At 69.8% G+C, this 22,692-nt stretch carries 22 protein-coding genes and 1 pseudogene; 7 read left to right on the forward strand and 16 right to left on the reverse strand.

Annotated elements, in window-relative coordinates; translation table 11 throughout:
* Window positions 1-186: 186 nt before the first annotated feature.
* The 4 genes from FHR32_RS32020 to FHR32_RS46855 form a co-directional block, all read right to left on the reverse strand.
* The gene (locus FHR32_RS32020) at window positions 187-3,072 is read right to left on the reverse strand and encodes a helix-turn-helix transcriptional regulator (protein ID WP_184758258.1); all 2,886 of its coding nucleotides are present in this window, start codon (window positions 3,070-3,072) and stop codon (window positions 187-189) included.
* A gap of 137 nt (window positions 3,073-3,209) precedes the next feature.
* The gene (locus FHR32_RS44985) at window positions 3,210-3,821 is read right to left on the reverse strand and encodes an MBL fold metallo-hydrolase (RefSeq protein WP_246468049.1); all 612 of its coding nucleotides are present in this window, start codon (window positions 3,819-3,821) and stop codon (window positions 3,210-3,212) included.
* On the reverse strand, window positions 3,818-4,030 hold the full coding sequence (locus tag FHR32_RS32030) for a hypothetical protein (RefSeq protein ID WP_184758259.1): 213 nt from the start codon (window positions 4,028-4,030) through the stop codon (window positions 3,818-3,820). The genes FHR32_RS44985 and FHR32_RS32030 overlap by 4 nt, the downstream gene beginning before the upstream one ends.
* 96 nt (window positions 4,031-4,126) lie before the next feature.
* Window positions 4,127-4,786, reverse strand: a complete 660-nt coding sequence (locus FHR32_RS46855; RefSeq protein ID WP_312882799.1) for a universal stress protein — start codon at window positions 4,784-4,786, stop codon at window positions 4,127-4,129.
* Between the two features lie 37 nt (window positions 4,787-4,823).
* On the opposite strand from FHR32_RS46855, the pseudogene FHR32_RS32040 reads away from it, so the two are divergent.
* A pseudogene (locus FHR32_RS32040) lies at window positions 4,824-5,789 on the forward strand (ISL3 family transposase); the annotation flags it as partial.
* 230 nt (window positions 5,790-6,019) lie between these two features.
* Complete coding sequence (locus tag FHR32_RS32045) at window positions 6,020-6,265, forward strand: hypothetical protein (RefSeq protein ID WP_184758260.1); 246 nt, start codon at window positions 6,020-6,022, stop codon at window positions 6,263-6,265.
* 163 nt (window positions 6,266-6,428) lie between these two features.
* Here the strand turns inward: FHR32_RS32045 and FHR32_RS32050 are convergent, their stop codons facing one another.
* Both FHR32_RS32050 and FHR32_RS32055 read right to left on the reverse strand, forming a co-directional pair.
* Window positions 6,429-7,703: a serine hydrolase domain-containing protein gene (locus FHR32_RS32050; protein ID WP_312882800.1), complete on the reverse strand. Its 1,275-nt coding sequence runs from the start codon at window positions 7,701-7,703 to the stop codon at window positions 6,429-6,431.
* 42 nt (window positions 7,704-7,745) lie between these two features.
* On the reverse strand, window positions 7,746-8,036 hold the full coding sequence (locus tag FHR32_RS32055; protein WP_184758262.1) for a hypothetical protein: 291 nt from the start codon (window positions 8,034-8,036) through the stop codon (window positions 7,746-7,748).
* An 87-nt stretch (window positions 8,037-8,123) separates the two neighbouring features.
* Here FHR32_RS32055 and FHR32_RS32060 point away from each other — a divergent pair, with 87 nt between their 5' ends.
* From FHR32_RS32060 to FHR32_RS32070, 3 genes are read left to right on the forward strand one after another with little or no spacing between them, the layout of a single operon-like run.
* Complete coding sequence (locus FHR32_RS32060; RefSeq protein WP_184758263.1) at window positions 8,124-9,611, forward strand: MFS transporter; 1,488 nt, start codon at window positions 8,124-8,126, stop codon at window positions 9,609-9,611.
* A complete protein-coding gene (locus tag FHR32_RS32065; RefSeq protein ID WP_221466479.1) occupies window positions 9,608-10,204 on the forward strand; it encodes a TetR/AcrR family transcriptional regulator in 597 nt (198 codons plus the stop codon). The genes FHR32_RS32060 and FHR32_RS32065 overlap by 4 nt, the downstream gene beginning before the upstream one ends.
* Window positions 10,205-10,230: 26 nt before the next feature.
* A complete protein-coding gene (locus tag FHR32_RS32070; RefSeq protein WP_184758264.1) occupies window positions 10,231-10,413 on the forward strand; it encodes a hypothetical protein in 183 nt (60 codons plus the stop codon).
* A 112-nt stretch (window positions 10,414-10,525) separates the two neighbouring features.
* Here the strand turns inward: FHR32_RS32070 and murG are convergent, their stop codons facing one another.
* Window positions 10,526-11,695: an undecaprenyldiphospho-muramoylpentapeptide beta-N-acetylglucosaminyltransferase gene (gene murG / locus FHR32_RS32075; RefSeq protein ID WP_184758265.1), complete on the reverse strand. Its 1,170-nt coding sequence runs from the start codon at window positions 11,693-11,695 to the stop codon at window positions 10,526-10,528.
* Window positions 11,696-12,245: 550 nt separating this feature from the next.
* Between murG and FHR32_RS44990 the strand changes: the two genes are divergently transcribed.
* A complete protein-coding gene (locus FHR32_RS44990; RefSeq protein WP_312882801.1) occupies window positions 12,246-12,998 on the forward strand; it encodes a histidine kinase in 753 nt (250 codons plus the stop codon).
* Window positions 12,999-13,027: 29 nt separating this feature from the next.
* Window positions 13,028-13,186 (forward strand): response regulator transcription factor, encoded by a 159-nt coding sequence (locus tag FHR32_RS44995; protein ID WP_312882830.1) that lies wholly within the window; start codon window positions 13,028-13,030, stop codon window positions 13,184-13,186.
* A 214-nt stretch (window positions 13,187-13,400) separates the two neighbouring features.
* On the opposite strand, the gene FHR32_RS32085 is transcribed toward FHR32_RS44995, so the two are convergent.
* From FHR32_RS32085 to uvrC, 9 genes are all read right to left on the reverse strand, one after another.
* Window positions 13,401-13,748, reverse strand: coding sequence for an RNA polymerase-binding protein RbpA (locus FHR32_RS32085; RefSeq protein WP_012892502.1), 348 nt, complete (start codon window positions 13,746-13,748; stop codon window positions 13,401-13,403).
* 95 nt (window positions 13,749-13,843) lie between these two features.
* A complete protein-coding gene (gene secG, locus FHR32_RS32090; protein WP_184758266.1) occupies window positions 13,844-14,074 on the reverse strand; it encodes a preprotein translocase subunit SecG in 231 nt (76 codons plus the stop codon).
* A gap of 133 nt (window positions 14,075-14,207) precedes the next feature.
* Window positions 14,208-14,969 (reverse strand): triose-phosphate isomerase, encoded by a 762-nt coding sequence (gene tpiA, locus FHR32_RS32095; protein WP_221466575.1) that lies wholly within the window; start codon window positions 14,967-14,969, stop codon window positions 14,208-14,210.
* A 130-nt stretch (window positions 14,970-15,099) separates the two neighbouring features.
* On the reverse strand, window positions 15,100-16,287 hold the full coding sequence (locus FHR32_RS32100; RefSeq protein ID WP_184758268.1) for a phosphoglycerate kinase: 1,188 nt from the start codon (window positions 16,285-16,287) through the stop codon (window positions 15,100-15,102).
* A complete protein-coding gene (gene gap, locus FHR32_RS32105; RefSeq protein WP_184758651.1) occupies window positions 16,287-17,291 on the reverse strand; it encodes a type I glyceraldehyde-3-phosphate dehydrogenase in 1,005 nt (334 codons plus the stop codon). Before gap ends, FHR32_RS32100 begins: the two co-directional genes overlap by 1 nt.
* A 366-nt stretch (window positions 17,292-17,657) precedes the next feature.
* Complete coding sequence (gene whiA / locus FHR32_RS32110; protein WP_184758269.1) at window positions 17,658-18,638, reverse strand: DNA-binding protein WhiA; 981 nt, start codon at window positions 18,636-18,638, stop codon at window positions 17,658-17,660.
* Between the two features lie 93 nt (window positions 18,639-18,731).
* Complete coding sequence (locus tag FHR32_RS32115; protein ID WP_184758270.1) at window positions 18,732-19,667, reverse strand: gluconeogenesis factor YvcK family protein; 936 nt, start codon at window positions 19,665-19,667, stop codon at window positions 18,732-18,734.
* The gene (rapZ, locus tag FHR32_RS32120) at window positions 19,664-20,536 is read right to left on the reverse strand and encodes an RNase adapter RapZ (RefSeq protein WP_184758271.1); all 873 of its coding nucleotides are present in this window, start codon (window positions 20,534-20,536) and stop codon (window positions 19,664-19,666) included. Before rapZ ends, FHR32_RS32115 begins: the two co-directional genes overlap by 4 nt.
* Window positions 20,536-22,539 (reverse strand): excinuclease ABC subunit UvrC, encoded by a 2,004-nt coding sequence (gene uvrC / locus FHR32_RS32125; RefSeq protein ID WP_184758272.1) that lies wholly within the window; start codon window positions 22,537-22,539, stop codon window positions 20,536-20,538. Before uvrC ends, rapZ begins: the two co-directional genes overlap by 1 nt.
* Window positions 22,540-22,692: the final 153 nt, after the last annotated feature.

Raw genomic sequence — 22,692 nt, forward strand, 5'->3', positions numbered from 1 at the left:
CTCATACCGGCTCGAAACCATCAGGAGGCGCGAGTTCGAACTTCACATCCGGCTCGGATCCGGTCTCTGGATCGGGGGCGGGGTCGGAATCGGGATCGGGATCGGGATCGGGATCGGGCATGAAGCAAGCCTGGTGGCCGACCGGTGGGGGGAGTTATGGGGAAACCCTGGGGAAAACTCCCCAATTCATCGGTAGAAGAGGGCCAGCTCCGTGCGCGACCGGGCTCCGATCTTGCGCATCGCCGCGCTGAGATGCTTGTCCACCGTCTTCGGCGACAGGAACATCTCCTTGGCGATCTCCTGGTTGGTCAGTCCCGTGGCGGCCAGCCTGGCAACCTGCTCCTGGCGCGAGGACAACGCGGAGCCTCCCGCCTCGCGCGGCTGGGCGAGCTGCGGGAGGCGTACCCCCCAGGTCCGGCCGAGCAGGTTGGCCCGGTCGAGATCCCACCGGGCGCCGAGCTCCGCGTACACCGTGGTCACCACCTGAAGGATCGGCCCGGCGGCCGGGTCACCGGCCCTGAGGAGACAGGCCGCCGCCCGCTCATCCGCCTGCGCCGCGTCGTAGGCCGCCGGGAGCGCGCGGAAGCCCTCCGCGGCCGCGGTAAGCGACCGGGCGGCCTCGGCCCACCGCTGGTCCGCAGCCTGCAGCAGCCCGCGGGCCTGTCCCAGCGCGGGAACGGCCAGCGGCGCGTCCAGCCCGCGCAGGCGCGCCTCGTAGCGGTCCACCAACTCGGCGGCGTCATCCCCCCGTCCGGCCGCGAGCAGCGTCTCCACGAGCGCCGGTACCGCGCGCACGCCCGCGGGCCACATCTCCTTGCTCTCCCACGCGTGCACCGCGGCGGCGGTCTCCGCGATCGCCGCGTCGTGCTCGCCGCGTGCGACGGCCAGCCGGAGCAGCATCGAGACGGGCACGGGCAGCAGGTCGAAGTCACCCCTGGCGAACGCGCGCCCGACGACGTCACGCAGGACGTCCAGCGCGAGATCCAGGCGTCCCGGCGCGGGCGCCAGGCACGCCGCGACCGTGTCCACGATGAGGCTCTCGTGCGGCCGGGCGTCACCCTGCCGGCGCAGGGCGTCCACCATCGGGCGGAGTCCGCCCCACGAGCCGCGGCAGTAGTCGACGACGGTCAGCCTCGCCCTGGCCCGCTGCTCGCTGACCCCCTGCAGGTCGGGGTCGGCGGTGTCCAGCGCCGTCTCCAGCAGGCTCCGGGCGAGGTCGTGGTGACCGGCGTAGCCGGCGTCCTCGGCGATGGAACAGTAGGCGTTGACCTCCTGATGATCGCGGGCGCGGGCGCCTGTCTCCGCACGGACCCGCTCGGTCAGGTCCACCCAGCGCGCATCGCCCATCACGACGAACACCATCGCCAGCTTGCCCAGGATCAGCAGCCGCATGGCGCGATCTTCGACGGCGGGCAGCAGGGCGAGCGCATGGTCCAGCCGGCCGCGCTCCTCCTCGGGCGAGACGCCCGGAACGACCGGCAGTCCCAGCAGCACCAGCGCCCACGCGGCCAGGTCGGGACGGTCGCCCAAGTCCTCGATCGCCCCGGCCAGCACGCTGTTCCTGCGTGTGGGATCGTCCCGCGTCACCTCGGAGTGCATGCCCGACAGGAAACGCAGCTCGCCGCGGAGCGCGGCCGGCAGCTCGGAGCGGAGCGCCTCGGTGATCAGCTCGCGCACCTGCGGGAAGGGCAGCACCTGCAGGGCCGCCCAGCCCAGGCGCACGGTGAACTGCGCCCGCCGTACCGGATCCAGCTCCGCGTTGCGCAGCAGGTCCTCAAGCAGCCGGGCGGCCTCGGCCTCGTCGCCGAGGGCGGCCGCCTGCTCGGCCGCCCTGGCGGCCGCGTCCGCCCACTCGGGCGTCCGGCCCGACTGTCGCAGGTGGTGCGCCATCTGCCCGAGCGGCACCTGCCGCAGTCCCTGTACGGCCGCCGCCGCGGCGGCGTGCATCGCCCGCCTGCGCCCCACCGGGATCGCCTCGTAGACGGCCTGCGCCGCCAACACGTGCCGGAACCCCACCGTCCCTTCCCGCTCGGCCAGCAGCCCGGAGTCGAGTGCGCCGTCCATCGCCTCGGGCTCGGGCCGGCCGGCCGCGTGCGCCAGCACCGAGACGGGCACCGCGAGCTGGAGCACCGCGGCGGTCTCCACCACGGCCCGCGCCTCGGCGGGCAGCCTGGACACCCGTTCCTGCACCAGGGCGCGCACGCCCACGGGCACGTCCAGCGCGTCGAGGGCCCGGCGGGCCCAGCCGCCCTCCCATTTGATCAGCGCGCCGCGCGTGCGCAGCAGCGCGAGCAGTTCCTGTACGGCCAGCGGCAGCCCCGAGGCACGCGCGCGCAGGTGCTCCGCGAACTCCTCCGTCACCTCGTCCACGCCCAGGATCGCCGCGGCAAGCACGCGGGTCTGCGCCGTGTCGAGCGGAGCGAGCGCCAGGTGCTCGTGCCTGACCGAGTCGGGCGGGCGCGCCGTCATCGCGCGGACGGCTGCGGCCGCCTCGTCACCCCGGTAGGTCAGCACCACCGACAGCTCCCCCTGCGGCGTGCCCAGCAGGTAGCCCAAGAACTCCACGGTCTGCTCGTCCGCCCAGTGCAGGTCCTCCACCACCAGGACGGCGGGGCCCAGCGCGGCCAGCACCTCGACCAGGCCGCGGAACAGCCGGTGCCGCTCGGCCGCCCGGTTCTCCAGCGGCGGGGGCGGTTCCGGGAGCACCGCTTCGAGCTCGGGCAGGAGCCCGCGCAGCGCTCCCGCCACCGGTGACAGGGCGGCGCCGGTCAGGTCGGCGGCGCGGCCGCGCATCGCCTCCACGATCGGGCCCAGCGGGAACGGCTCCCTGATCTGCCCGCAGCCGCCGCTGAGGAGGCGGCGATCCGCTAGCTCGGGCCGGGCGGCCAGCTCGGCCAGCAGCCGTGACTTGCCGATGCCCGCCTCGCCCTCGACCACGGACACCGAGGGGGTCGCGGCCACCGCGGCGACGAGCCTCTCCAGCTCTCGATCTCGGCCGACCAGGACGGGCGACACCGTTCTGCCGGGTGCCCCGGACTCGTTCACCGGCACCAGCTGCGCATCTTTCACCATGCCTTGATCGTCGCACCGGCCATGCGATCATGACATTCAATCCCAGAGCATCATAAAAGTCACGAGTATCGGCCGGACGAGAAGTGCTCTTTTCGGCTTCCCGCCGTCGATGAGCATCAGGCTGCTGAGGTGTCGTATCAGATCGTCCGTGCCAATGTCGCTCGCCGCCGGGACGGGATCCGGGTGGAGTCGGGGCGGGATCCGCCGCAGGCGTTCGTCCCCCAGCCGCATCTGCCGGGAGTCGAAGCTGAGGTCGACTTCGGGGACGTGGCAGTCCGGGTCGCGGGCGAGCAGGTGAAGTGCTTCCTGCTCTCGTGCCGGATGTCGTATGCGGGCAAGGCGGTCCATCGAGTGCTCGCCACCGCAGGCCAGATGTCGAACCGGCTGCCGGCGGTGAACTCGTGCAGGACGTAGGCGTCGGTCAGCATCCCCGGGCGGTCCAGCGCGAGTATCGCATCCAGCGCGCCGGGCAGCGAGTACACCGGCAACGGCGCCGGCGGGTCATCACGAAATGCACGCGCCCGCAAGAGCGGGTTCAGGTCGGCGCAGTGATCGGGATGTTCGTGGCTGATGAACACCGCGTCGACCTGATCGGCGGTGACCCGTTCCAGCAGCCGCGGCATCGTCGCATACCCAAGGCCGACGAGCAGCCTGAACCCATGGTGCTCCACGAGGTAACCACTGCAGGTTTGGCCCGCGTCCGGCCACGCACCGCATCTGCCAAGGATCGTCAGCAGCATCCATTTCATGGCCGCACCTGCGTCCAGAGCTCGGACGACCATGCGCCAGGCCGACTCGGGCTTGGTCGCGAACCAGACGTGGACGGCGTGCAGGTCGGCGTCACGTAGGTCGGCTCGGCGAACGCGAACTCGATCACGACGGCACCGCCCGGCGAACCGCCGGCCCCGACGACCACCTCGCTGCGCCGTTGTGCGCCCACGACTCCAACGACGATCATGCGGTTTTCTTCCTCCGTCGAACAGCGACGATGGACGTGAGCGGGCAGTTGACGACTCACGAGGCGACTCGCCGGGCTCGCGCGTGAGCCCGGCGTTCAGGACCGGATCACCGCCACCGGGCAGTGGGCATGGTGCAGCACGCCGCGGCTGACGGAGCCCAGCACCACCGAACCGACCGCGCCCCTGCCCCGCGAACCCACCACAACCAGATCGGCCCTGGTGGACGCGTCGGTGAGAGCTTGGACGGGGTGAGCGCTCTGAACGTCCTCCACCACTTCCACCTCGGGGAACTTCTCCGGCCAGGCGGCGAGCCTGTCTCTCACCATGTGCTGGTGGAACCGGTGGACCTTCTCCACCTCGTAGGGGAACTCCGGCACGAGACCGGGCCCCGGCGGCCGCCAGGCGTGGACGGCGCGCAGCACGCAGCCACGCAGCCTGGCCTGCTCGAAGGCATAGGCCAGCACGGTCTCGCCTTCGGCGGAATCGTCGACGCCCACGACGATCTCACCGTACGGCTTGTCGGCGTCCGCTCTGACGACCACGACGGCGCCAGGCGCGTGACCGGCCACATGAAGGACCTTCGAGCCCAGCAGGGCTCCGGCGAAGCCCCCCAGGCCGCGACTGCCGATCACGAGTTCGGTGGCCTCGCCGGTCTGGTCACGCAGAGTCCTGGCCGGTGACCCTTCGATCAGCTCGGTCGTCACGCGGGCCTCCGGCCGGGATTCGGTGGCCGCTCTGACCGCCTCGGCGAGCACCTGCTCGCCGGCGCGGATCGCGAGGTCGGCCCAGTCGGGCGGCGGTGCCGACGCCCTTGAGGCGTGGCTGCGTACCCACCCCGGAGTGGAGATCGTCTGCCGGGACGGTTCGGGTGCCTACGGCGAGGCGATACGAAGGGCGTTGCCCGACGCGGTGCAGGTCAGCGACAGGTGGCATGTGTGGAAGAACCTCTGCGACAAGACCCTCGCCGAGGTCCGCTCCCACAGCTCCTGCTGGGCCACGGTCAACCCGGCTCGGCCTGCCGGTGTCCGGGAGCAGACCACCCGCGAACGCTGGCAGCAGATCCACGACTTGCTGGACAAGGGCGTCGGCCTGCTGGAATGCGCACGCCGTCTCAATCTGTCTTTGAACACCGTCAAGCGCTACGCCCGCACCCGTGAGCCCGAGGCGCTGCGCCGCGCTCCGCGCTACCGGCCCACCCTCGTTGATCCTTATCGCGATCACCTGCGGGAGCGGCGCGCCGCCGAGCCGGCCGTCCCGGTCCTCCAGCTGTTCCGCGAGATCAAGGAACTCGGTTACACGGGCAGCCTCAACCTGCTCTACCGCTACATCACCCAGGGCCGAGCCGAGGGGGACCGGCCCGTCATCACCCCACGCCGTCTCGCTCGGCTCCTGCTCACCCGCCCCGACAAGCTGCGGGAAGGCGACACCCGGCTACTGCGGGAACTCACGGCTGCTTGCCCCGAACTGGCCGAGCTCGTCCGCCTGGTCCGTGCCTTCGCCGAACTCCTCACCCCGACTGAGGGCAACGACGCCAAGCTCACCACCTGGATCACCGTCGCCCGGGCCGCTGACCTACCCCACCTGCACGGCTTCGCCAATGGCCTCGAGCTCGACCGCGACGCGGTGAACGCCGGCCTCACCCTGCCGCATCACAACGGCCGAACCGAAGGCGTCAACACGCGAACGAAGAGAATCATGCGTCAGATGCACGGCAGGGCCGGGTTTGACCTACTCCGCCACCGCATTCTTCTGCAGTAACGGTCACGCAGCGCCACCACCGAATACGGGACAGAGCCGAATACCATGGGACAGAACCCACGCCCGGACACACACCGGGCACCGTCTCGTCGATCTTCCCGGTGCGGCGGAAAGGGCGGCGGCACACCGCGATGTTGTGGGGTGGGACCAACCCGCCCGCCGCGACCGCGGACAAGCGGGCCCATCTCTCCTCTGTGCTCGCCTTCGCCTCCCGGATGAGGCGGGCAGGTGTGGACGTTGAGCTGAACAACCACGGGCTCTGCGACCACGGCCTGGAGCGCATGGAGGAGCTGCGCAGCGGGTCTGCGGGACCCAGGAACCCGTTCATCGTCGGACATTCCGGGGCACAGCGCTTCATGAAGGTCATGGAGACCATGCTGCGCGGCCGTATCGCCTCGGACCAGAAGGCGAACACCGCCACTCCTCCAGCGGCCAAGGCCGCCTCACCCGTGCAATCGACCCGTACCTGCTGCTGACCGCCGGTCGGGAGACGGCATGAACCAACCGCGTCCAAGATCACAGACTTACAGCGTCGGTCCTACGGCAATGACCAGCGCCGATATGCGGTGGGGCACGCCGGCTCCGGCTCCGGCACTGGGTGCCGGGAACGCGCGGCGGTGTCCGGTCCCTGCGGAGCGGTCAGAAGTATCGGGAGGTGAGGTCGGTCGTCGGCCAGGAGGTCACCGCGCCCGCCGCCTGTCCGAGCAGCGGGTCGATCGAGTCGAAGTCGGGTGAGCCCTCCTCCTCCCGGCGGTTGAACACGGCGCAGTAGGAGACGCCGTTGCTCAGCCGGGCCAGGAAGCTGAACGTGCCGGGCATCGACCCGTTGTGCCAGGTGTTGATGCCGCTGCCCGAGGTCCGGACCCACCAGCCGCCGCCGTACCATGATCCGTTGCCGTTGACTCCGATCTCGGGCTTGGCGAACAGCTTGGCGATCGAGGTGGCGTTCAGGATCGGGCCGGCGGCGTCGAAGACCATGGCGAACTTCACCAGGTCGACCGCCGAGGCCGTCCAGCCACCGTTGGCGTCCTGGTTGGGCATGCTGAAACCGCCGTAGGGGTACGGCACGACGGTGCCCGAGTCGTCCACCACGGATTTGTTGGTGTACTTGGAGGTGTAGTTCACCTCGCTCGCGGGCGACTCCGCCCGGAGGCTGCGGCCCAGCCGCATCCTGGTGATGCCGGCGGGAGCGAGGAGCTTCTGCTTGATGTAGGACTCGTAGGTCGTGCCGGAGACCTTCTCGATGATCCGGCCGAGCAGCATGTAGCCGTAGTTGCTGTAGACCATCTTGGAGCCGGGGTCGAAGTCGAGCGGCCGGTCCGTGGTGTAGCGCATGATGTTGGCATGGCTGATCGGCAAAGGCACGTCGAGCACCGTGGAGATCGTGTGGTCCAGCCAGAGCGGGTCCTTCGAGGCGTCCCTGTCCCATCCGCCCAGATGCTGCATCAGCCTCAGCACGGTGACCTTCGCGAGCCGGGGATCGGCCTGCGTCGAGAGCCCGAGCAGCGTGGTGACCGGGGTGGACAGGCTGAGCTTGCCGTCCTGGACCAGCCTCATGATCGCGGCCGACGTGATGTGCTTGCTGAGGCTGGCGACGCGGAGCAGCGAGGTCGGCTGCACGAGCCTGTAGACCGGCTGGTTCTGCGCGTCTCGGATCGAGTATCCCCCGTAGCCGCGCGCCAGCAGGATCTTGCCCTTGCGTGCCACCGCGAGCTGGGCACAGTCGATCTGGCGCTCCGTGACGTACTTCTTCATCATGCTGTCGAAACCGGCCAGCGAGGCCGGGACGACCCCGGTGGTCGCCGGTGTCGTGGCCGCCCGCGCCAGTCCCGGATCCAGCGCCAGGGCGGGAACGGCTCCGGCCCCCGCCTGCAGGAAACGACGCCGTGTAAGGCTGGTCCCACCGATCGTCACTGCTGACTCCCCCATCACGTATGTATCGGAAAGGTCCGTATATTACGGATGTTCCGCCTCCGCCGCAGCAGACAGTCCACATATGAGACGGCACCGGGGAGGACGCAGGACCTGGCGCGTCGTGGCCGAGGTCGAGGCCCGTCCGGACAGGCCGTCGAACCGGTGATCTGAGGAGCCCGCTGTCGAGTACCGTCCGCGGGGTGGCTTCCACGCCTCCGCCTCGACCGGGGCGGCCGCGTTCACCCAGGCCACAGGCCTGTCGCGGACCGCGGCGCCACCGACCGCCCAGTCCGGCAGGTCCTTGAACGGATCCGGCGGGGTGTCCTCGTCCATGACCGGTCGCCACCGGAGTATGAGGTGAATAACAATTCACCTAATATAGTGAATTGTTATTCACCTCATTTCCCTGGAGTCTCCTCCATGCCGAGCCCCTCGGGCGCTCCCGCCACCCCAGTGCCGGCCCCACCCGGGTCACGGCTGAAGAAACGCCTGACCGTGCCGGTGCTCGCGTTCGGCGGGATCCTCATGGCACTCATGCAGACGGTCGTGGTGCCACTGCTGCCACATCTCCCGCAGCTGACGGGAGCCTCGGCCGTCAGCGTGTCCTGGATGGTCACGGCCACGCTTCTGGCCGGAGCCGTGCTCACGCCGGTTCTGGGCAGGGCGGGCGACATGTACGGCAAGCGGCGGGTGCTGCTGCTCGCACTGGGGCTGATGACGGCCGGTTCCCTGGTGTGCTCGGTGACGTCCGACATCCGGCTGCTCATCGCGGCCAGGGCCCTGCAGGGCGCCGCCGCCGCCGTGGTCCCCCTGTCGATCAGCATCCTCCGCGACGAGCTGCCTCCGGCCAGGACCGGGTCGGCGGTGGCGCTGATGAGCTCGACGGTCGGCATCGGCGCCGCACTGGGGCTGCCACTGGCCGCGCTGATCGTGGAGCACGCGAACTGGCACGTCATGTTCTGGGTCACCACCGGACTGGGTGCTCTCGGACTGACGCTCGCATGGTGGGCGGTACGGGAGTCCCCCGTACGGGCGCCCGGCCGGTTCGACACCGTCGGCGCGCTCGGGCTGGCCACCTGGATGATCTGCCTGCTGGTGGCGGTCTCCCAGGGCGGCCAGTGGGGCTGGAGCAGTCCGGCCGTTCTGGGACTGTTCGGGGCCGCCGTGATCGTGGCGCTCGTCTGGTGCACGCAGCAGCTACGCACGGGAAACCCGCTGGTGGACCTCCGGCTGGCCGCCAGGCCGCGTGTGGCACTCCCCCATCTGGCCGCCCTACTCACCGGCTTCGCCTTCTACGCGAACTCCCTGGTCACCGCCCAGCTCGTACAGGCGCCCGCGACGACCGGTTACGGGCTGGGCCTGTCCGTCTTCGAGACCGGCCTGTGCCTGCTGCCCGCCGGCGTCATCATGCTGTTTCTCTCCCCCGTGTCCGCCCGCATCTCGGCCGCCCGCGGCGCGAAGATCACCCTGGCCGCGGGCGCGGCCGTCATCGCCGCGGGCTACGTGGTCCGCATCGCCGACAGCACCCACCTGGGAATGATCATCATCGGCGCCTCGGTGATCTCGGCGGGCACCGCGCTGGCGTACTCCGCGCTGCCCACGCTGATCCTGCGCGCCGTACCGGCGGCCCAGACGGCATCCGCGAACGGGGTGAACGTCCTGATGCGCACCATGGGGCAGGCCTCCTGCAGCGCGGCCGTCGCCGCCGTGCTGACCCACCACAGCGCGCTCTACGGGGGCATCGAGCTGCCCACACTGCACGGCTACCTGCTCGCGTTCGGCATGGCTGGTACGGTCGCCCTGCTGGCCTGCGCCATGGCGCTCGTCATCCCCCGGCACCGTGACACCCCGGCGGAGGCCGGGCCGCGAGTGGAGCACACGGCGGACGTCGCGCTGGAGGGAGCGTGATCCACCTGAGCACAGCCGATCCCGGCACCGGACGCCGGGACGCCGACGCCACCAAGGAGATGATCCTGCGTGCCGCCCGGACCATGCTCGCCCGGCGTTCCTACACCGACATCACGCTCAAGGCCGTCGCCGAGCAGGCCGGGGTCAGCGCGCCGCTGGTCGTGAAGTACTTCGGCACCAAGGAGCAGCTCTTCGCCCGCCTGCTGACCTTCGAGGCGGATGCCGAGGCACTGCTGGACGCACCCCTGGACGAGCTGGGACGGCACATGGTCGTCCACGCGCTCACCCGCCAGTCCGAACAGCGCGGCGACCCCGTGCTGCGCATCGTCTTCGCACCGCTCCACAGTGGCCATGGCGACACCCTGCGCGCCAACTTCCAGAGCCAGGTCGTCTCCCGTCTGGCGCGGCGCCTGTCCGGGGCGGACGCCGCGGTCCGCGCCGAGCTCGCCGTGGGCATGCTGCTGGGGCTCGGCGTGATGTACGGCATCGCCAGGGGCGATGCCGTACGCGCGGCCACCATCGCCGATCTCGCCGACCGCTACTCCCCCGCGATCCAGGAACTGATCACCGGCGGAGACGTGGGAGGCCGGTAAGCGCGCTGCGGGCTACGCTCGCACGGATGACTCCGAACGAGCGTTGGCTGACCGCTGTGTGGCTCGTCCTCGACTGGGGATGGGAGCTCTTCGACAAGGCGACCGCCTTCCGCGACCCGACCTCGATCACCGAGGCGGACGAGCGGGCGGCGATCGAGGCGGGCCGTACCCGCCCGGTGGGGATCCGCTACGCCGGCACCGGACGGTAGGGCCCGCGCGGCGCTCGGGAGACCGGCTCGCTCTCTCGCGGCGCGCCGGAGACCGCGCGGACGCATGCCGTACGGCGAGAGCACGCCGGCCGCCCGGAAGGCGACGGACCGATCACCCGTGACCGGTGATGTCGGCCTCCTGGAGGATCAGCCGGGCGAGAGCGTCGGCGGCATCGAGCCGGCCGAGTGACCTGGCGGCCTTGGCCATGGTGACGCGGGCGGACGGGTCGGCGAGCAGGGCGTCGAGCTCGGCGAGGAGCCGACCGGCCTGAGGACCGGTTTCGAGGAGCGCCCGGGCCGCTCCCGCCTCGGCCAGGTAACGGGCGTTCTGACGCTGCTCGTCTCCCGCGGACGGCACCAGGGGAATGAGGACGGACGGTTTGCCCACGGCGGTCAGCTCGGCGATGGTGCCCGCGCCACTGCGGGAGACCACGACATCGGCGGCGGCGTACACATGGGCCAGTTCGTCACCGACATAGGGCACCGGCTGGTAGCGCGCCGCGAGCTCCTCCGGCAGCCCCGCGGCGGCCTGCGTGAGCTGGCCGATCCACCCGGGACCGCACTGGTGGAGCACCTGGGCCCGGGTGAGCAGCGAGGGCAGGATCTCCTCGACCATGGTGTTGATCTGACGGCTTCCCTGGGCTCCGCCGGTCACATAGACAAGAGGGATCTCGGGCGTGAGACGGAAATGCCACCGACCGGATGGGGCGTTGCCGTTCAGGAGCTGGGGCCGGACAGGATTACCGGTGACCACGGCCCGCTCCCGCGCCGAGGCGGGCAGGTGCTCGATCGACGACGGGTGGGTCAGCGCGATCCGGGTGGCGAACCGCGACAGAATGCGGTTGGCCAGGCCCAGCGCGGTGATCTGCTCGTGCATCACCAGAGGGCGGCCGAGCATCCGGGAGGCGACCCCCAGGGGCACGCACACGTACCCTCCCGTGGACAGCACCACATCGGGGCGGTAACGGGCGGCGACACCGAACGCCTGCATGATCCCGACCGGGATCCGGAACATGTCTGCGAGGTTGGTGAGCAGCTCGCGCGGGCTGGGTGAGCGGCGCAGCTTGCCCGCCTTGATCACCCGGAACGGGATGCCGTGCTCGGCGGCGATGCGGGCCTCCAGGCCGGTGGCCGTACCCACCCAGAGCACGTCAAGGTCGAGCCCGCGGGCGGCGGCCTGCTCACGGACGGCCGCGATGGTGGTCAGCGCGGGGTAGGTGTGACCGCCGGTCCCCCCTCCCGTGACGAGCATTCGCAGGGGGCGGTGGTTTCCGGCGTTCATATGGGTGAGTGTCCTTCCAACATTTCGGTCATCCGTGCGTTCCGGCCGCGCCGAAGCGCTCAACGGCCCCGCGCACGCTACCCGGAGTGCAGATGAAGATCCAATTTATGGCCGGCGCGGCTGCCGCCGGATGGCCGTTTCGGGCGTGGAGCGACCCTCCGAGGGAGCAGCGGATGACCGCCGATCTCCACCGGCCGCCCCACGTCCGCGAACTCCATCCACGGGTGGAGAGAAGAATCTCCACCGCCGAGCCGATCCGCCCTGACATGCGTTTTTCTACCGTATAGCGTATGGACATCGTGACAGCCGCAGCCACGGCCGCATCCGCCCGCCCCGGCCCATCAGCGCCTCCGCGGCCCCCTCTCCCCCCACGGCTCCGTCTGTGACCGCCGCCCGCCCTTCGCCCCCTCCCGGCGACGCCGTAGGGCGGGCGGTCCGGGGCGGGAGACTCCCCGCTCTCTCGGTATCTTGCTGGTATGACCATGATTCGCGGGAAGGCTGTGACCATCCCGGTCGCCATGCGGATCGTGGCGATCTCTTCGCCGTCGGGGTGGCGGCCGGCAGGTATACGCTCTCCTATTCGCTCCCGGTCGGGCTGCTCTCCCTGGCGGGCCTGCTGCTGATGGGCCTGGCCGACCGTCGGTGGGACCAGGAGCTCAGCCTCGGATTCAGCGTCTGCGTGGTCCTCCTGATCGCCTACGCGGTCCGGCAGCGCAGGGCGACCAGGAAGGCCGAGGAGAGGGGGGCCGTGCTCGCCGAGCGGGCGCGGATCGCCAGGGAGATCCACGACATCCTGGCGCACTCCCTGTCCGCGCAGATCGTGCATCTGGAGGGCGCGCGCCTGCTGCTCCGCGCCGACCGGGCCGACCGGGCCGAGGAGGCGCTGGACCGGGTCGAACGGGCCAGGGACCTCGCCAAGACCGGCCTGGAGGAGGCTCGCAGAGCCGTGTCGGCGCTGCGCGAGGACAGCCCGCCCCTGCCCGTGGCGCTCCAGCTGCTGGCCGAGGAGTTCCGCGCCACGACCGGCCAGACCTGTGTGCTCACCGTGGCCGGCTCCGATCGTCGTCTCACCCCCGAGGCCGAGCTCGCGGTGATCCGTACCACCCAGGAGGCCCTCACCAACGTCGGCCGTCATGCTCCCGGAGCGGCGGCGGCCGTACGGCTGAGCTTCGAGGAGGGCGACGGCGAGGCGGCTCTGCGGCTGGCCGAGGCCGAGCGGCCGGACGTGGTGCTGATGGACCTGAGGATGCCCAGGATGGACGGTGTGAGGCCCGGCCGAAGGACGATCCGCCCGACGGCCTGACCCGGCGGGAGGCCGAGGTCCTCCGTCTCATCGCCCAGGGCCGTTCCAACGCCGAGATCTCCACCGCCCTGTTCATCAGCGAGGCGACGGTCAAGACCCACATCGACAACCTCTTCGCCAAGATCGGAGCCCGTGATCGCGCCCAGGCCGTCACCTACGCCTACCGCCGTGGAATCGCGGACATCTGAGATCACCTGCTGCGGCGCCGGCCAGGGATCTCCGCCCGTACGGGCACCGGATGCCCGGAATCGGACGTCGAGCGTGTCAGGAAAAGGCTGGACACGCTCGGCTACAGCCCCCGGCAGATGGAATCTCGCCGCTTATCCGGGCGGCGATCCCTGAAGCCCGGCATGCCGAAGGCCCCCACAGGTCTGGCCTGTGGGGGCCTTCGGCATGCCGGGCTTAGTAGATCGGGCGCGAGGAGGAGCGCAGCCGCTCCAGAGCCTCAGCCAGGATCTGGGCACCGTCCTTGTCGCTGCGACGCTCCTTCACGTATGCGAGGTGCGTCTTGTATGGCTCGTTACGCGGCGGCGCGGGGGGATTGGCCTCGTCCTGACCTGCCGGGAGACCACACCGGGGGCAGTCCCAGAACTCCGGCACGGCCGCGTCGCTGGCGAAACTGGGACGCGTCTCATGCATGTTCGCGCACCAGAACGGCACCCTTACCCGGGGAGCCGCCTCGCCACGCTCCGCCTCCCCCATCGGGCCGGCGCCGACACGACTGCCACGGATCGCGTTGCCACTACCCACGGATGAACTCCTCGCTCGATGGCCCCGCCGCTCGGTTGGATGCGGGGGGCTGAACCACTGTCACGCTTCGCAAAAGCCAGGTCAGGGCTTAAGGGTCAGGGCTTGAGAAGCAGGCCCAGCGCGATGATGCACACGAACCAGACCACACCGGTGATGACGGTGAGCCGGTCGAGGTTGCGCTCCACGACCGAGGAGCCTCCGAACGACGACGAGAAACCGCCACCGAACAGATCTGACAGACCACCGCCCTTGCCCTTGTGAAGCAACACAAGCAGGACCATCAGCATGCTCGCCAGAATGAGGGCGATGGAGATTCCGATTGTCACCGTTGACCTGTTCCCTGTTTACGCGCGGCCCGCGTCCGGGCGCGACCCTGTATGACGCCTGTGGCGTGACGATTCAAACTTGCTCTAAGAGGGTACGACGTACTGTCAAGTCGTACCCTCCGAACGGCCCTACTCAGCCGGACATTTCGCCAAAGCGACAGATCTTGACGAACTCACCCGGATCGATACTGGCACCGCCAACCAGGGCACCGTCCACATCGGGTTGAGCCATGATGCCGGCGATGTTGTCAGACTTGACCGAGCCACCGTAAAGGATACGGACAGCGGCGGCCACCTCGCCGTCATACAGCTCGGCGAGTCGAGAACGCAGCGCCGAGCAGACCTCCTGCGCGTCGGCCGGTGTGGCCACCTCGCCGGTGCCGATGGCCCAGATCGGCTCATAGGCCAGCACGATGGACCTGGCCTGGTCGGCGGTGACCTTACGGAGCGCCCCGTCGAGCTGCGAGACGCTGTGGGCCACCTGACCGCCCGCCTGGCGGACCGCCAGTCCCTCGCCCACGCACAGGATCGGCGTGAGCGAATGCCGGTAGGCCGCCTGCACCTTGGCGTTGACCAGGTCGTCGTCCTCGTGGTGGTACTGCCGGCGCTCGGAGTGGCCGACCAGGACGAAGGTGCAGCCGAGCTTGGCGAGCATCGCTCCGGAGATGTCCCCGGTGTAGGCGCCGCCGTCGTGCGGCGACAGGTCCTGCCCGCCGTACACGAATCGCAGCTTGTCGCCGTCCACCAGGGTCTGCACGCTGCGTATGTCGGTGAACGGCGGCAGAAGCGCCACCTCGACCCTGTCGAAGTCCTTGTCGTTCAGTGCGAACGACAGCTTCTGGGTGTGGGCGATGGCCTCAAGGTGGTTGAGGTTCATCTTCCAGTTGCCGGCCATGAGCGGTTTGCGCGCTGTGCTCACCTGTCGCTCCTCGCTCCTCGCCCACTCTGCGGATCACCTGTTACCGCCACGCCGTCGTGCCGCGGGCACGCCCGGACGACACGATGCTCACTGCGTCGGTCCACTCCTATGCCTCCAGCGCGACGAGTCCGGGCAGGGTCTTGCCTTCCAGGTATTCGAGGCTGGCACCGCCACCGGTGGAGATGTGCGAGAACCCGTCCTCGGGAAGGCCGAGCTTGCGCACGGCCGCGGCCGAGTCACCGCCGCCGACGACCGTGAAGGCCTCCGACCGGATCAACGCCTCGGCGACGGCCCGGGTTCCCCCGGAGAACGCCTCGAACTCGAAGACGCCCATCGGGCCGTTCCAGAACACCGTCTCGGCGTCGGCCAGCTTGCCCGCGAACAGCTCGCGGGTGCGCGGGCCGATGTCGAGCCCCTGCCGGTCGGCCGGGATCGCGGTGGCGTCGACCACCTCGTACTCGGCGTCCTCGGCGAACTCCGTGGCCGCCAGCACGTCGACCGGCAGGACGAGCTCCACACCGCGCTTGGTCGCCTCGTTGAGGAACTCGCGCACCTGGTCGAGCTGGTCGGCCTGGAGCAGCGACTGGCCCACCTCATAGCCCTGGGCGGCCAGGAAGGTGTAGGCCATGCCGCCGCCGATGAGCAGCCTGTCGACCTTGGTGAGCAGGTTGCCGATGACGCCGAGCTTGTCGGAGACCTTGGCGCCGCCGAGCACCACGACGTACGGCCTGGCGAGGTCGTCCGTCAGCTTCTCGAGCACCTTCACCTCGGCCACGACGAGCCTGCCGGCCGCGTGCGGCAGCAGCAGCGGCATGTCGTAAACGCTGGCGTGCCTGCGGTGCACGGCGCCGAAGCCGTCACCGACGTAGATCTCGGCGAGCGCGGCCAGCCGCTCGGCGAAGGCCCCGCGCCGGGCGTCGTCCTTGGACTCCTCGCCCGGCTCGAACCGCAGGTTCTCCAGCAGGGCCACCTGGCCGTCCTGGAGTGCCTCCACGACGCCCTGGGCCGACTCCCCGACCACGTCAGCCGCGAAGGGGACTTCGGCGCCCAGCAGCTCGCTCAGCCGCTTCGCCACGGGGGCCAGCGAATACTTCGGGTTGGGCTCGCCCTTCGGGCGGCCGAGGTGCGCACAGACGATCACGCGCGCGCCTCTGCCGGCGAGCTCCTTGATCGTGGGGACCGAGGCCCGGATGCGGCCGTCGTCGGTGATGACGTCCCCATCGAGGGGGACGTTGAGGTCGGCGCGGACAAGGACGCGCCGACCCTTCACGTCGAACTCAGACAGATCCTTCATCAGAGGCCGACGCCGACCAGCTCGATGAGGTCACCGAGGCGGTTGGAGTAGCCCCACTCGTTGTCGTACCAGCCGACGACCTTGACCTGGTTGCCGATCACCTTGGTCAGGCCGGAGTCGAAGATGCAGGAGGACGGGTCGGTGACGATGTCGGTGGAGACGATCGGGTCCTCGGTGTAGGTCAGGTAACCCTTGAACGGCCCCTCGGCGGCGGCCTTGAACGCGGCGTTGACCTCTTCGACCGTGGTCTCACGGCTGACCTCGACGGTCAGGTCGGTGGCCGAGCCGGTGGGGATCGGCACGCGCAGCGCGAAACCGTCGAGCCTGCCCTTGAGCTCGGGCAGCACCAGGCCGATGGCCTTGGCCGCGCCGGTGGAGGTCGGCACGATGTTCAGCGCGGCGGCGCGGGCGCGGCGCAGGTCGCTGTGCGGGCCGTCCTGCAGGTTCTGGTCCTGCGTGTAGGCGTGGATGGTGGTCATCAGGCCCTTCTCGATGCCGAAGGTGTCGTTGAGGACCTTCGCCAGCGGGGCCAGGCAGTTGGTGGTGCACGAGGCGTTGGAGATGATCGTGTGGTTGGCCGGGTCGTACGTGTCGTCGTTGACGCCCATCACGATGGTGACGTCCTCGTTCTTGGCCGGAGCCGAGATGATGACCTTCTTGGCGCCGTTGTCGGCGTGCACCCGGGCCTTGTTGGCGTCGGTGAAGAAGCCGGTCGACTCCACCACGACGTCCACTCCCAGGTCGCCCCAGGGCAGCTTGGCGGGGTCGCGCTCGGCGAAGGCCTTGATCGACTTGCCGTCGACGACGATCTCGTCGGCGGTGCTCTTCACCTCGTACGGCAGACGGCCGAGGATGCTGTCGTACTTGAGCAGGTGGGCGAGCGTGGCGTTGTCGGTCAGGTCGTTGACCGCCACGATCTCGATGTCCTTGCCGCTGGCAGCGACCGCACGCCAGAAGTTGCGGCCGATGCGGCCGAATCCGTTGACGCCTACGCGGATGGTCACGGTGCCGATCTCCTCGTACGTCGGTGCGCCGGTCCACCGGACCGGCGACTTGGCGGGCTGAAACCTCAACCACGAACCCTATCGGACCCAAATTGGTGTAGACCACTGGTGGGGTGGGGTGAGTTTTCACTACACCCAGGAGCGCGTATTGCACTATTCAAGTCGAGTGCCCGACACGTCACTTCAGACACCTTCAGCACCCGCAGGACCTGCGGTGACACGGAGAAATTCATGGCACACGACCGCGCTGTCTCCGCTCTGTCTCCGCGCGTGGAGTGGACCGCCCCGTCCGCGCCCGGAGCCGGTCACGCGAGAAGCCGGGCCCTCCGCGCGGGCTCCCGGCTCCTCGTCCGTCGGTGAGCGGATCTACGGTGCCAGCATGTCCACCGTGAGGTTCGCCTCGGTGTTGGGGATGCCGATGTCCTGGGCGCGCTTGTCGGCCATGGCGAGCAGGCGGCGGATACGTCCGGCGATGGCGTCCTTGGTCAGCGGCGGGTCCGCGAGCTGGCCCAGCTCCTCCAGGGAGGCCTGCTTGTGCTCGACGCGGAGACGGCCGGCGATCACCAGATGCTCGGGGGCGTCCTCGCCGAGGATCTCAAGGGCGCGCTGGACCCGGGCCCCCGCGGCGACCGCGGCCCGGGCCGAGCGGCGCAGGTTGGCGTCGTCGAAGTTGGCCAGCCGGTTGGCCGTCGCCCGCACCTCGCGGCGCATCCGCCGCTCCTCCCAGGCCAGCACGCTGTCATGGGCGCCCAACCGGGTCAGGAGCGCGCTGATCGCGTCGCCGTCACGGACCACGACCCGGTCGACGCCGCGGACCTCACGGGCCTTGGCGTGGATCTTCAGTCGCCGGGCGGACCCCACCAGCGCGAGCGCCGCCTCCGGCCCGGGGCAGGTGACCTCCAGCGACATGGACCGGCCCGGCTCGGTGAGCGAGCCGTGCGCCAGGAAAGCCCCGCGCCAGGCCGCCTCGGCGTCACAGGTCGCCCCCGCGACGACCTGGCGCGGCAGGCCACGGACCGGACGGCCGTGGTTGTCTATCAACCCGGTCTGACGGGCCAGGGCCTCGCCGTCACGGTAGACGCGCACCACGTAGCGTGACCCCTTGCGCAGTCCCGCGGGGGCCAGGACGAGCACCTCCGCCTTGTGGCCGAACACCTCGCCGATGTCCTTGATGAGCCGCCTGGCCGTGACATTGGTGTCCAGCTCCGCCTCGATCACGATCCGCCCGCCCACCAGGTGCAGTCCGCTCGCGAACCGCAGAAGCGTCGACACCTCGGCCTTACGGCAGCAAGGCTTCAGGACCGGCAGCCTGCTCAGCTCGTCCTTGACCACACCTGTCATCGCCATGTGCGTTCGTCCTCCCCCATACAGACCTCATGCGGCCCGAGATAAACCAGGCTCACAGAAGTTTCTCGCACTCCTGAGCACCGCTGACCAGGATCAACGCTTCTCACGGAAAATCTCGTCCAGGACGGAGGCAAGACGTTGCGCATCATGCCGCGGCGAGCCGTCCTCGTCCGCCACGGCGGCCAGAACGAGCCGCCCGCCGAACTCCGTCGCCGCCTTCTCCAGCTCCTCCCGGTCCTCGATCACCCCGACGTCGGCGAGCACGACGTCGATCTCCAGGGAGGGCGCGTGCCGACGCAGCACCTCCAGATGCTCCTGGGGGGAGAAGCCGTCGGTCTCCCCCGGCTGCGGCGCCAGGTTCAGCGCCACCAGGCGGCGCGCCTCGGTGGTGTGCAGGGCATCGGCCAGCTGAGGCACCATGAGATGGGGCAACACGCTGGTGAACCATGAGCCGGGACCGAAGACCACCCAGTCGGCGTCCAGGACCGCCTGCACCGCCTCGGGGCAGGCGGGCGGATCCTCGGGGACCAGTGAGATCGCCTGGACCCGGCCGGGAGTGAGCGCGCAGGCCACCTGGCCGCGCACGGTGCTCACCCGGCCGTCCAGCTCGACCTCCGCGGCGATGTCGAGCGGCACCGAGGACATCGGCAGCACCCGTCCGTGCGCGCCGAGCAGCCGACCGACCCAGTCGAGCCCGGCGACCGTGTCACCGAGCTTCTCCCATAACGCCACGATCAGCAGATTGCCGACCGCGTGCCCGTGCAGGTCGCCCTCGCTGCGGAAACGGTGCTGGACGACCTCGCTCCAGGTCCGCCCCCACTCGTCGTCGCCGCACAGTGCGGCCAGCGCCATCCGCAGGTCTCCCGGTGGCAGTACGCCGAGCTCGCGGCGGAGCCGCCCGCTCGATCCCCCGTCGTCGGCCACGGTGACCACCGCCGTCAGCTCGGAGGTGACCCTACGCAGCGCCGACAGCGACGCGTACAGCCCATGGCCTCCCCCCAGCGCGACGACCTTGAGATCTTCGATCACTCCCGGCCCACATCCCGATGGCTTACCTGCACCTCCATACCGCCCCGGTCTCGCAACCGGCCGCCGATCTGCTCGGCCATGGCGACACTGCGGTGCTTGCCTCCGGTGCAGCCGACGGCGAGCGTGGCATACCCCTTGCCCTCACGGGTGTAACCGGTTGCGATGATGCCGACCACCTCCTCGTAGGCGTCCAGGAGCTCCTTCGCGCCCGCCTGGTTGAGAACGTACTCCCGCACGGGGGCGTCGAGGCCGTTCATCGGGCGGAGCTCCGGGACCCAGTGGGGGTTGGGCAGGAACCGGCAGTCGACGACCAGATCGGCGTCGACGGGCAGGCCGTACTTGTAGCCGAAGGAGACCACATTGACCCGCAGGCCCGGCCGGTCCTCTCCGCCGAAGAAGGCGACGATCTTGCCGCGGAGCTCGTGGACATTGAGGTTGGAGGTGTCGATGACGAGGTCGGCGTTTGCCCGGACCTCACGCAGGATGCCGCGCTCGCGGGCGATCCCGTCGACCAGCCTGCCCTCTCCCTGGAGTGGGTGCGGCCGGCGGACGTTCTCGAACCTGCGGACCAGCTCCTCGTCACTGGCCTCAAGGAACACCACCCGTACGGCGACACCGCGGCCGTCGAGCTCCTCGATCGCGGCGTTCAGGTCGGTGGTGAAAGCCAGGCTGCGCACGTCGACCACCGCGGCCACCTTGTCGGCGGCCAGTTTGACCCGCCCCGCCTCCTCGGCCATGGCGAACAGCAGGCCCGGCGGCAGGTTGTCGATGACGAACCAGCCCAGATCCTCCAGTGCCTTGGCCGCGGTGCTCCGTCCCGCCCCCGACATACCGGTGACGATGACGAACGCGGTCTCTCTTCCTTTCATCAGCTCTCCCCCTTCAACGCCGACACGATCGTCTCAGCCGTAGCGGGGCCGATCCCGGGAACCTCGCAGATCTGGGCCGCGGTTGCCTCCCGTAGCCGTTTCACTGATCCGAAATGCTTGATCAGGGCCTGCCTGCGGGCCGGGCCGAGCCCGGGAACCTCGTCCAGGGCGCTTTCCTTGACGCTCTTCGACCGCTTCGAACGATGGTAGGTGATGGCGAATCGATGAGCCTCGTCACGGACACGCTGCAGGAGGTAAAGAGCCTCGCTCGACCGAGGAAGGATTACCGGCAGGTCCTCTCCCGGGAGCCAGACCTCCTCCAGTCTCTTGGCCAGGCCGCAGACCGCCACGTCGTCCACGCCCAGCTCGTCCAGGGCACGCTGGGCGGCCGCCGCCTGGGCGGGGCCGCCGTCCACGACGACCAGGTTGGGGGGGTAGGCGAACTTGCGCGGCCGGCCGGTATCCGGGTCGAAGCCCGCTCCGGCATGGCCTTCCGCATCGGCTTCCGTGCCCGTTTCCCTACCCGTTTCCGTGCCCGCTTCCGTGCCCGCTTCCGTGCCCGCTTCCATGGCGGATTCTGTGTCGAGCTCCCCGGTGGCCGAGCGCTCCTCCAGGTAACGCTTGAACCGGCGCGAGATCACCTCGTATATCGAGGCCACGTCACCTTCGGTGGAGCGGACGGAGAACCTGCGGTATTCGCTCTTACGGGCCAGGCCGTCCTCGAACACCACCATGGAGGCCACCACGTCGGTGCCCTGGATGTGAGAGACGTCGTAACACTCGACGCGCAGCGGCACCTGGTCCAGGTCCAGCGCGTCGGCGATCTCCTGCAACGCCTTGCTCCGCGTGGTCAGGTCGCTGGCCCGCTTGAGCTTGTGCTGCTTCAGCGCCTCCATGGCGTTGCGCCAGACGGTCTCCATCAGCGTCTTTTTGTCTCCACGCTGCGGGACACGGATCTCCACCCGGGCCCTGCGGTGCTCGCTGAGCAGCTCGGTGACCGCCTCCGCGTCGGGCGGGAGGACGGGCACCAGCACCTCCCTGGGCAGGGCCTCGGGGGTCGCGTCGCCGTACATCTGCAGCAGGAACTGCTCGACCAGCTCGCCGGGCCCGGCCTCCTCGACCTTGTCGACCACCCATCCGCGCTGGCCCCTGATGCGCCCGCCACGGACGTAGAACACCTGGACCGCCGCCTCCAGCGGATCCTCCGCCAGCGCGACCACATCGCAGTCGGTGCCCTCTCCCAGCACCACGGCCTGCTTCTCCATCGCCCGCAGCAGCGCCTGGATGTCGTCGCGCAGCCGGGCGGCCCTCTCGTATTCCTGGTCGGCGGCGGCCTGGCGCATCTCACGCTCCAGCCGCTTCATGAACCTTCCGGTGTTACCCGCCATGAAGTCGCAGAAGTCGTCGGCCAGCTCCCGGTGCTCGGCGGCGGTGACCTTGCCGACGCAGGGCGCCGAGCACTTGTCGATGTAACCCAGCAGGCAGGGCCGGCCGATCTGCCCCGCGCGCCTGAACACCCCCGCCGAGCAACTCCTGATCGGGAAAACCCGCAGCAGGAGGTCGACCGTCTCTCTGATGGCCCAGGCGTGGGAGTAGGGGCCGAAGTAACGGGTCCCCTTACGCCTGGCGCCCCGCATCACCTGGACTCGGGGGAACTCCTCCCCCATGGTGACCGCGAGGTAGGGATAGGACTTGTCGTCGCGGTATTTGACGTTGAACCGCGGGTCGTACTGCTTGATCCAGGAGTATTCGAGCTGGAGCGCCTCGACCTCGGTGCCGACGACCGTCCAGTCGACGTCGACGGCGGTCGTGAGCATGGTCTGGGTGCGCGGGTGGAGGCCGGCGAAGTCGGCGAAGTAGGAATTGAGACGCTGGCGCAGGTTCTTGGCCTTGCCCACGTAGATGACCCGGTCATCGGCGTCTCTGAACCGGTAGACGCCGGGTGAATCGGGGATCGACCCCGGACTCGGCCGGAAACTCGCCGGACCAACAACAGATCTCACCACACTGAAAGCCTATCGGCCTTCACCGACAGGAATACTTCGCCGGAAGCCCCTATCCAACCCGGCATCTCCATGCGGGGTGGTTCCCGCGCCCGCCCCCGTGGCGTCGGCACGGGAACCGCCCCGCGAGACATGGTCCGCACCGTCGGCGCC

The sequence above is a fragment of the Streptosporangium album genome, from assembly GCF_014203795.1.
Taxonomy (GTDB): domain Bacteria; phylum Actinomycetota; class Actinomycetes; order Streptosporangiales; family Streptosporangiaceae; genus Streptosporangium; species Streptosporangium album.

Coding starts and splice junctions, on each gene's coding strand:
- murG (WP_184758265.1), bottom strand. CDS start 11,695: ATGAACGCCGGAAACCACCGCCCCCTGCGAATGCTCGTCACGGGAGGG.
- FHR32_RS32060 (WP_184758263.1), top strand. CDS start 8,124: ATGCCGAGCCCCTCGGGCGCTCCCGCCACCCCAGTGCCGGCCCCACCC.
- FHR32_RS32020 (WP_184758258.1), bottom strand. CDS start 3,072: ATGGTGAAAGATGCGCAGCTGGTGCCGGTGAACGAGTCCGGGGCACCC.
- FHR32_RS32070 (WP_184758264.1), top strand. CDS start 10,231: ATGACTCCGAACGAGCGTTGGCTGACCGCTGTGTGGCTCGTCCTCGAC.
- tpiA (WP_221466575.1), bottom strand. CDS start 14,969: ATGGCCGGCAACTGGAAGATGAACCTCAACCACCTTGAGGCCATCGCC.
- FHR32_RS44985 (WP_246468049.1), bottom strand. CDS start 3,821: ATGAAATGGATGCTGCTGACGATCCTTGGCAGATGCGGTGCGTGGCCG.
- FHR32_RS32055 (WP_184758262.1), bottom strand. CDS start 8,036: ATGGACGAGGACACCCCGCCGGATCCGTTCAAGGACCTGCCGGACTGG.
- FHR32_RS32030 (WP_184758259.1), bottom strand. CDS start 4,030: ATGATCGTCGTTGGAGTCGTGGGCGCACAACGGCGCAGCGAGGTGGTC.
- whiA (WP_184758269.1), bottom strand. CDS start 18,638: ATGGCGATGACAGGTGTGGTCAAGGACGAGCTGAGCAGGCTGCCGGTC.
- rapZ (WP_184758271.1), bottom strand. CDS start 20,536: ATGAAAGGAAGAGAGACCGCGTTCGTCATCGTCACCGGTATGTCGGGG.
- FHR32_RS32100 (WP_184758268.1), bottom strand. CDS start 16,287: ATGAAGGATCTGTCTGAGTTCGACGTGAAGGGTCGGCGCGTCCTTGTC.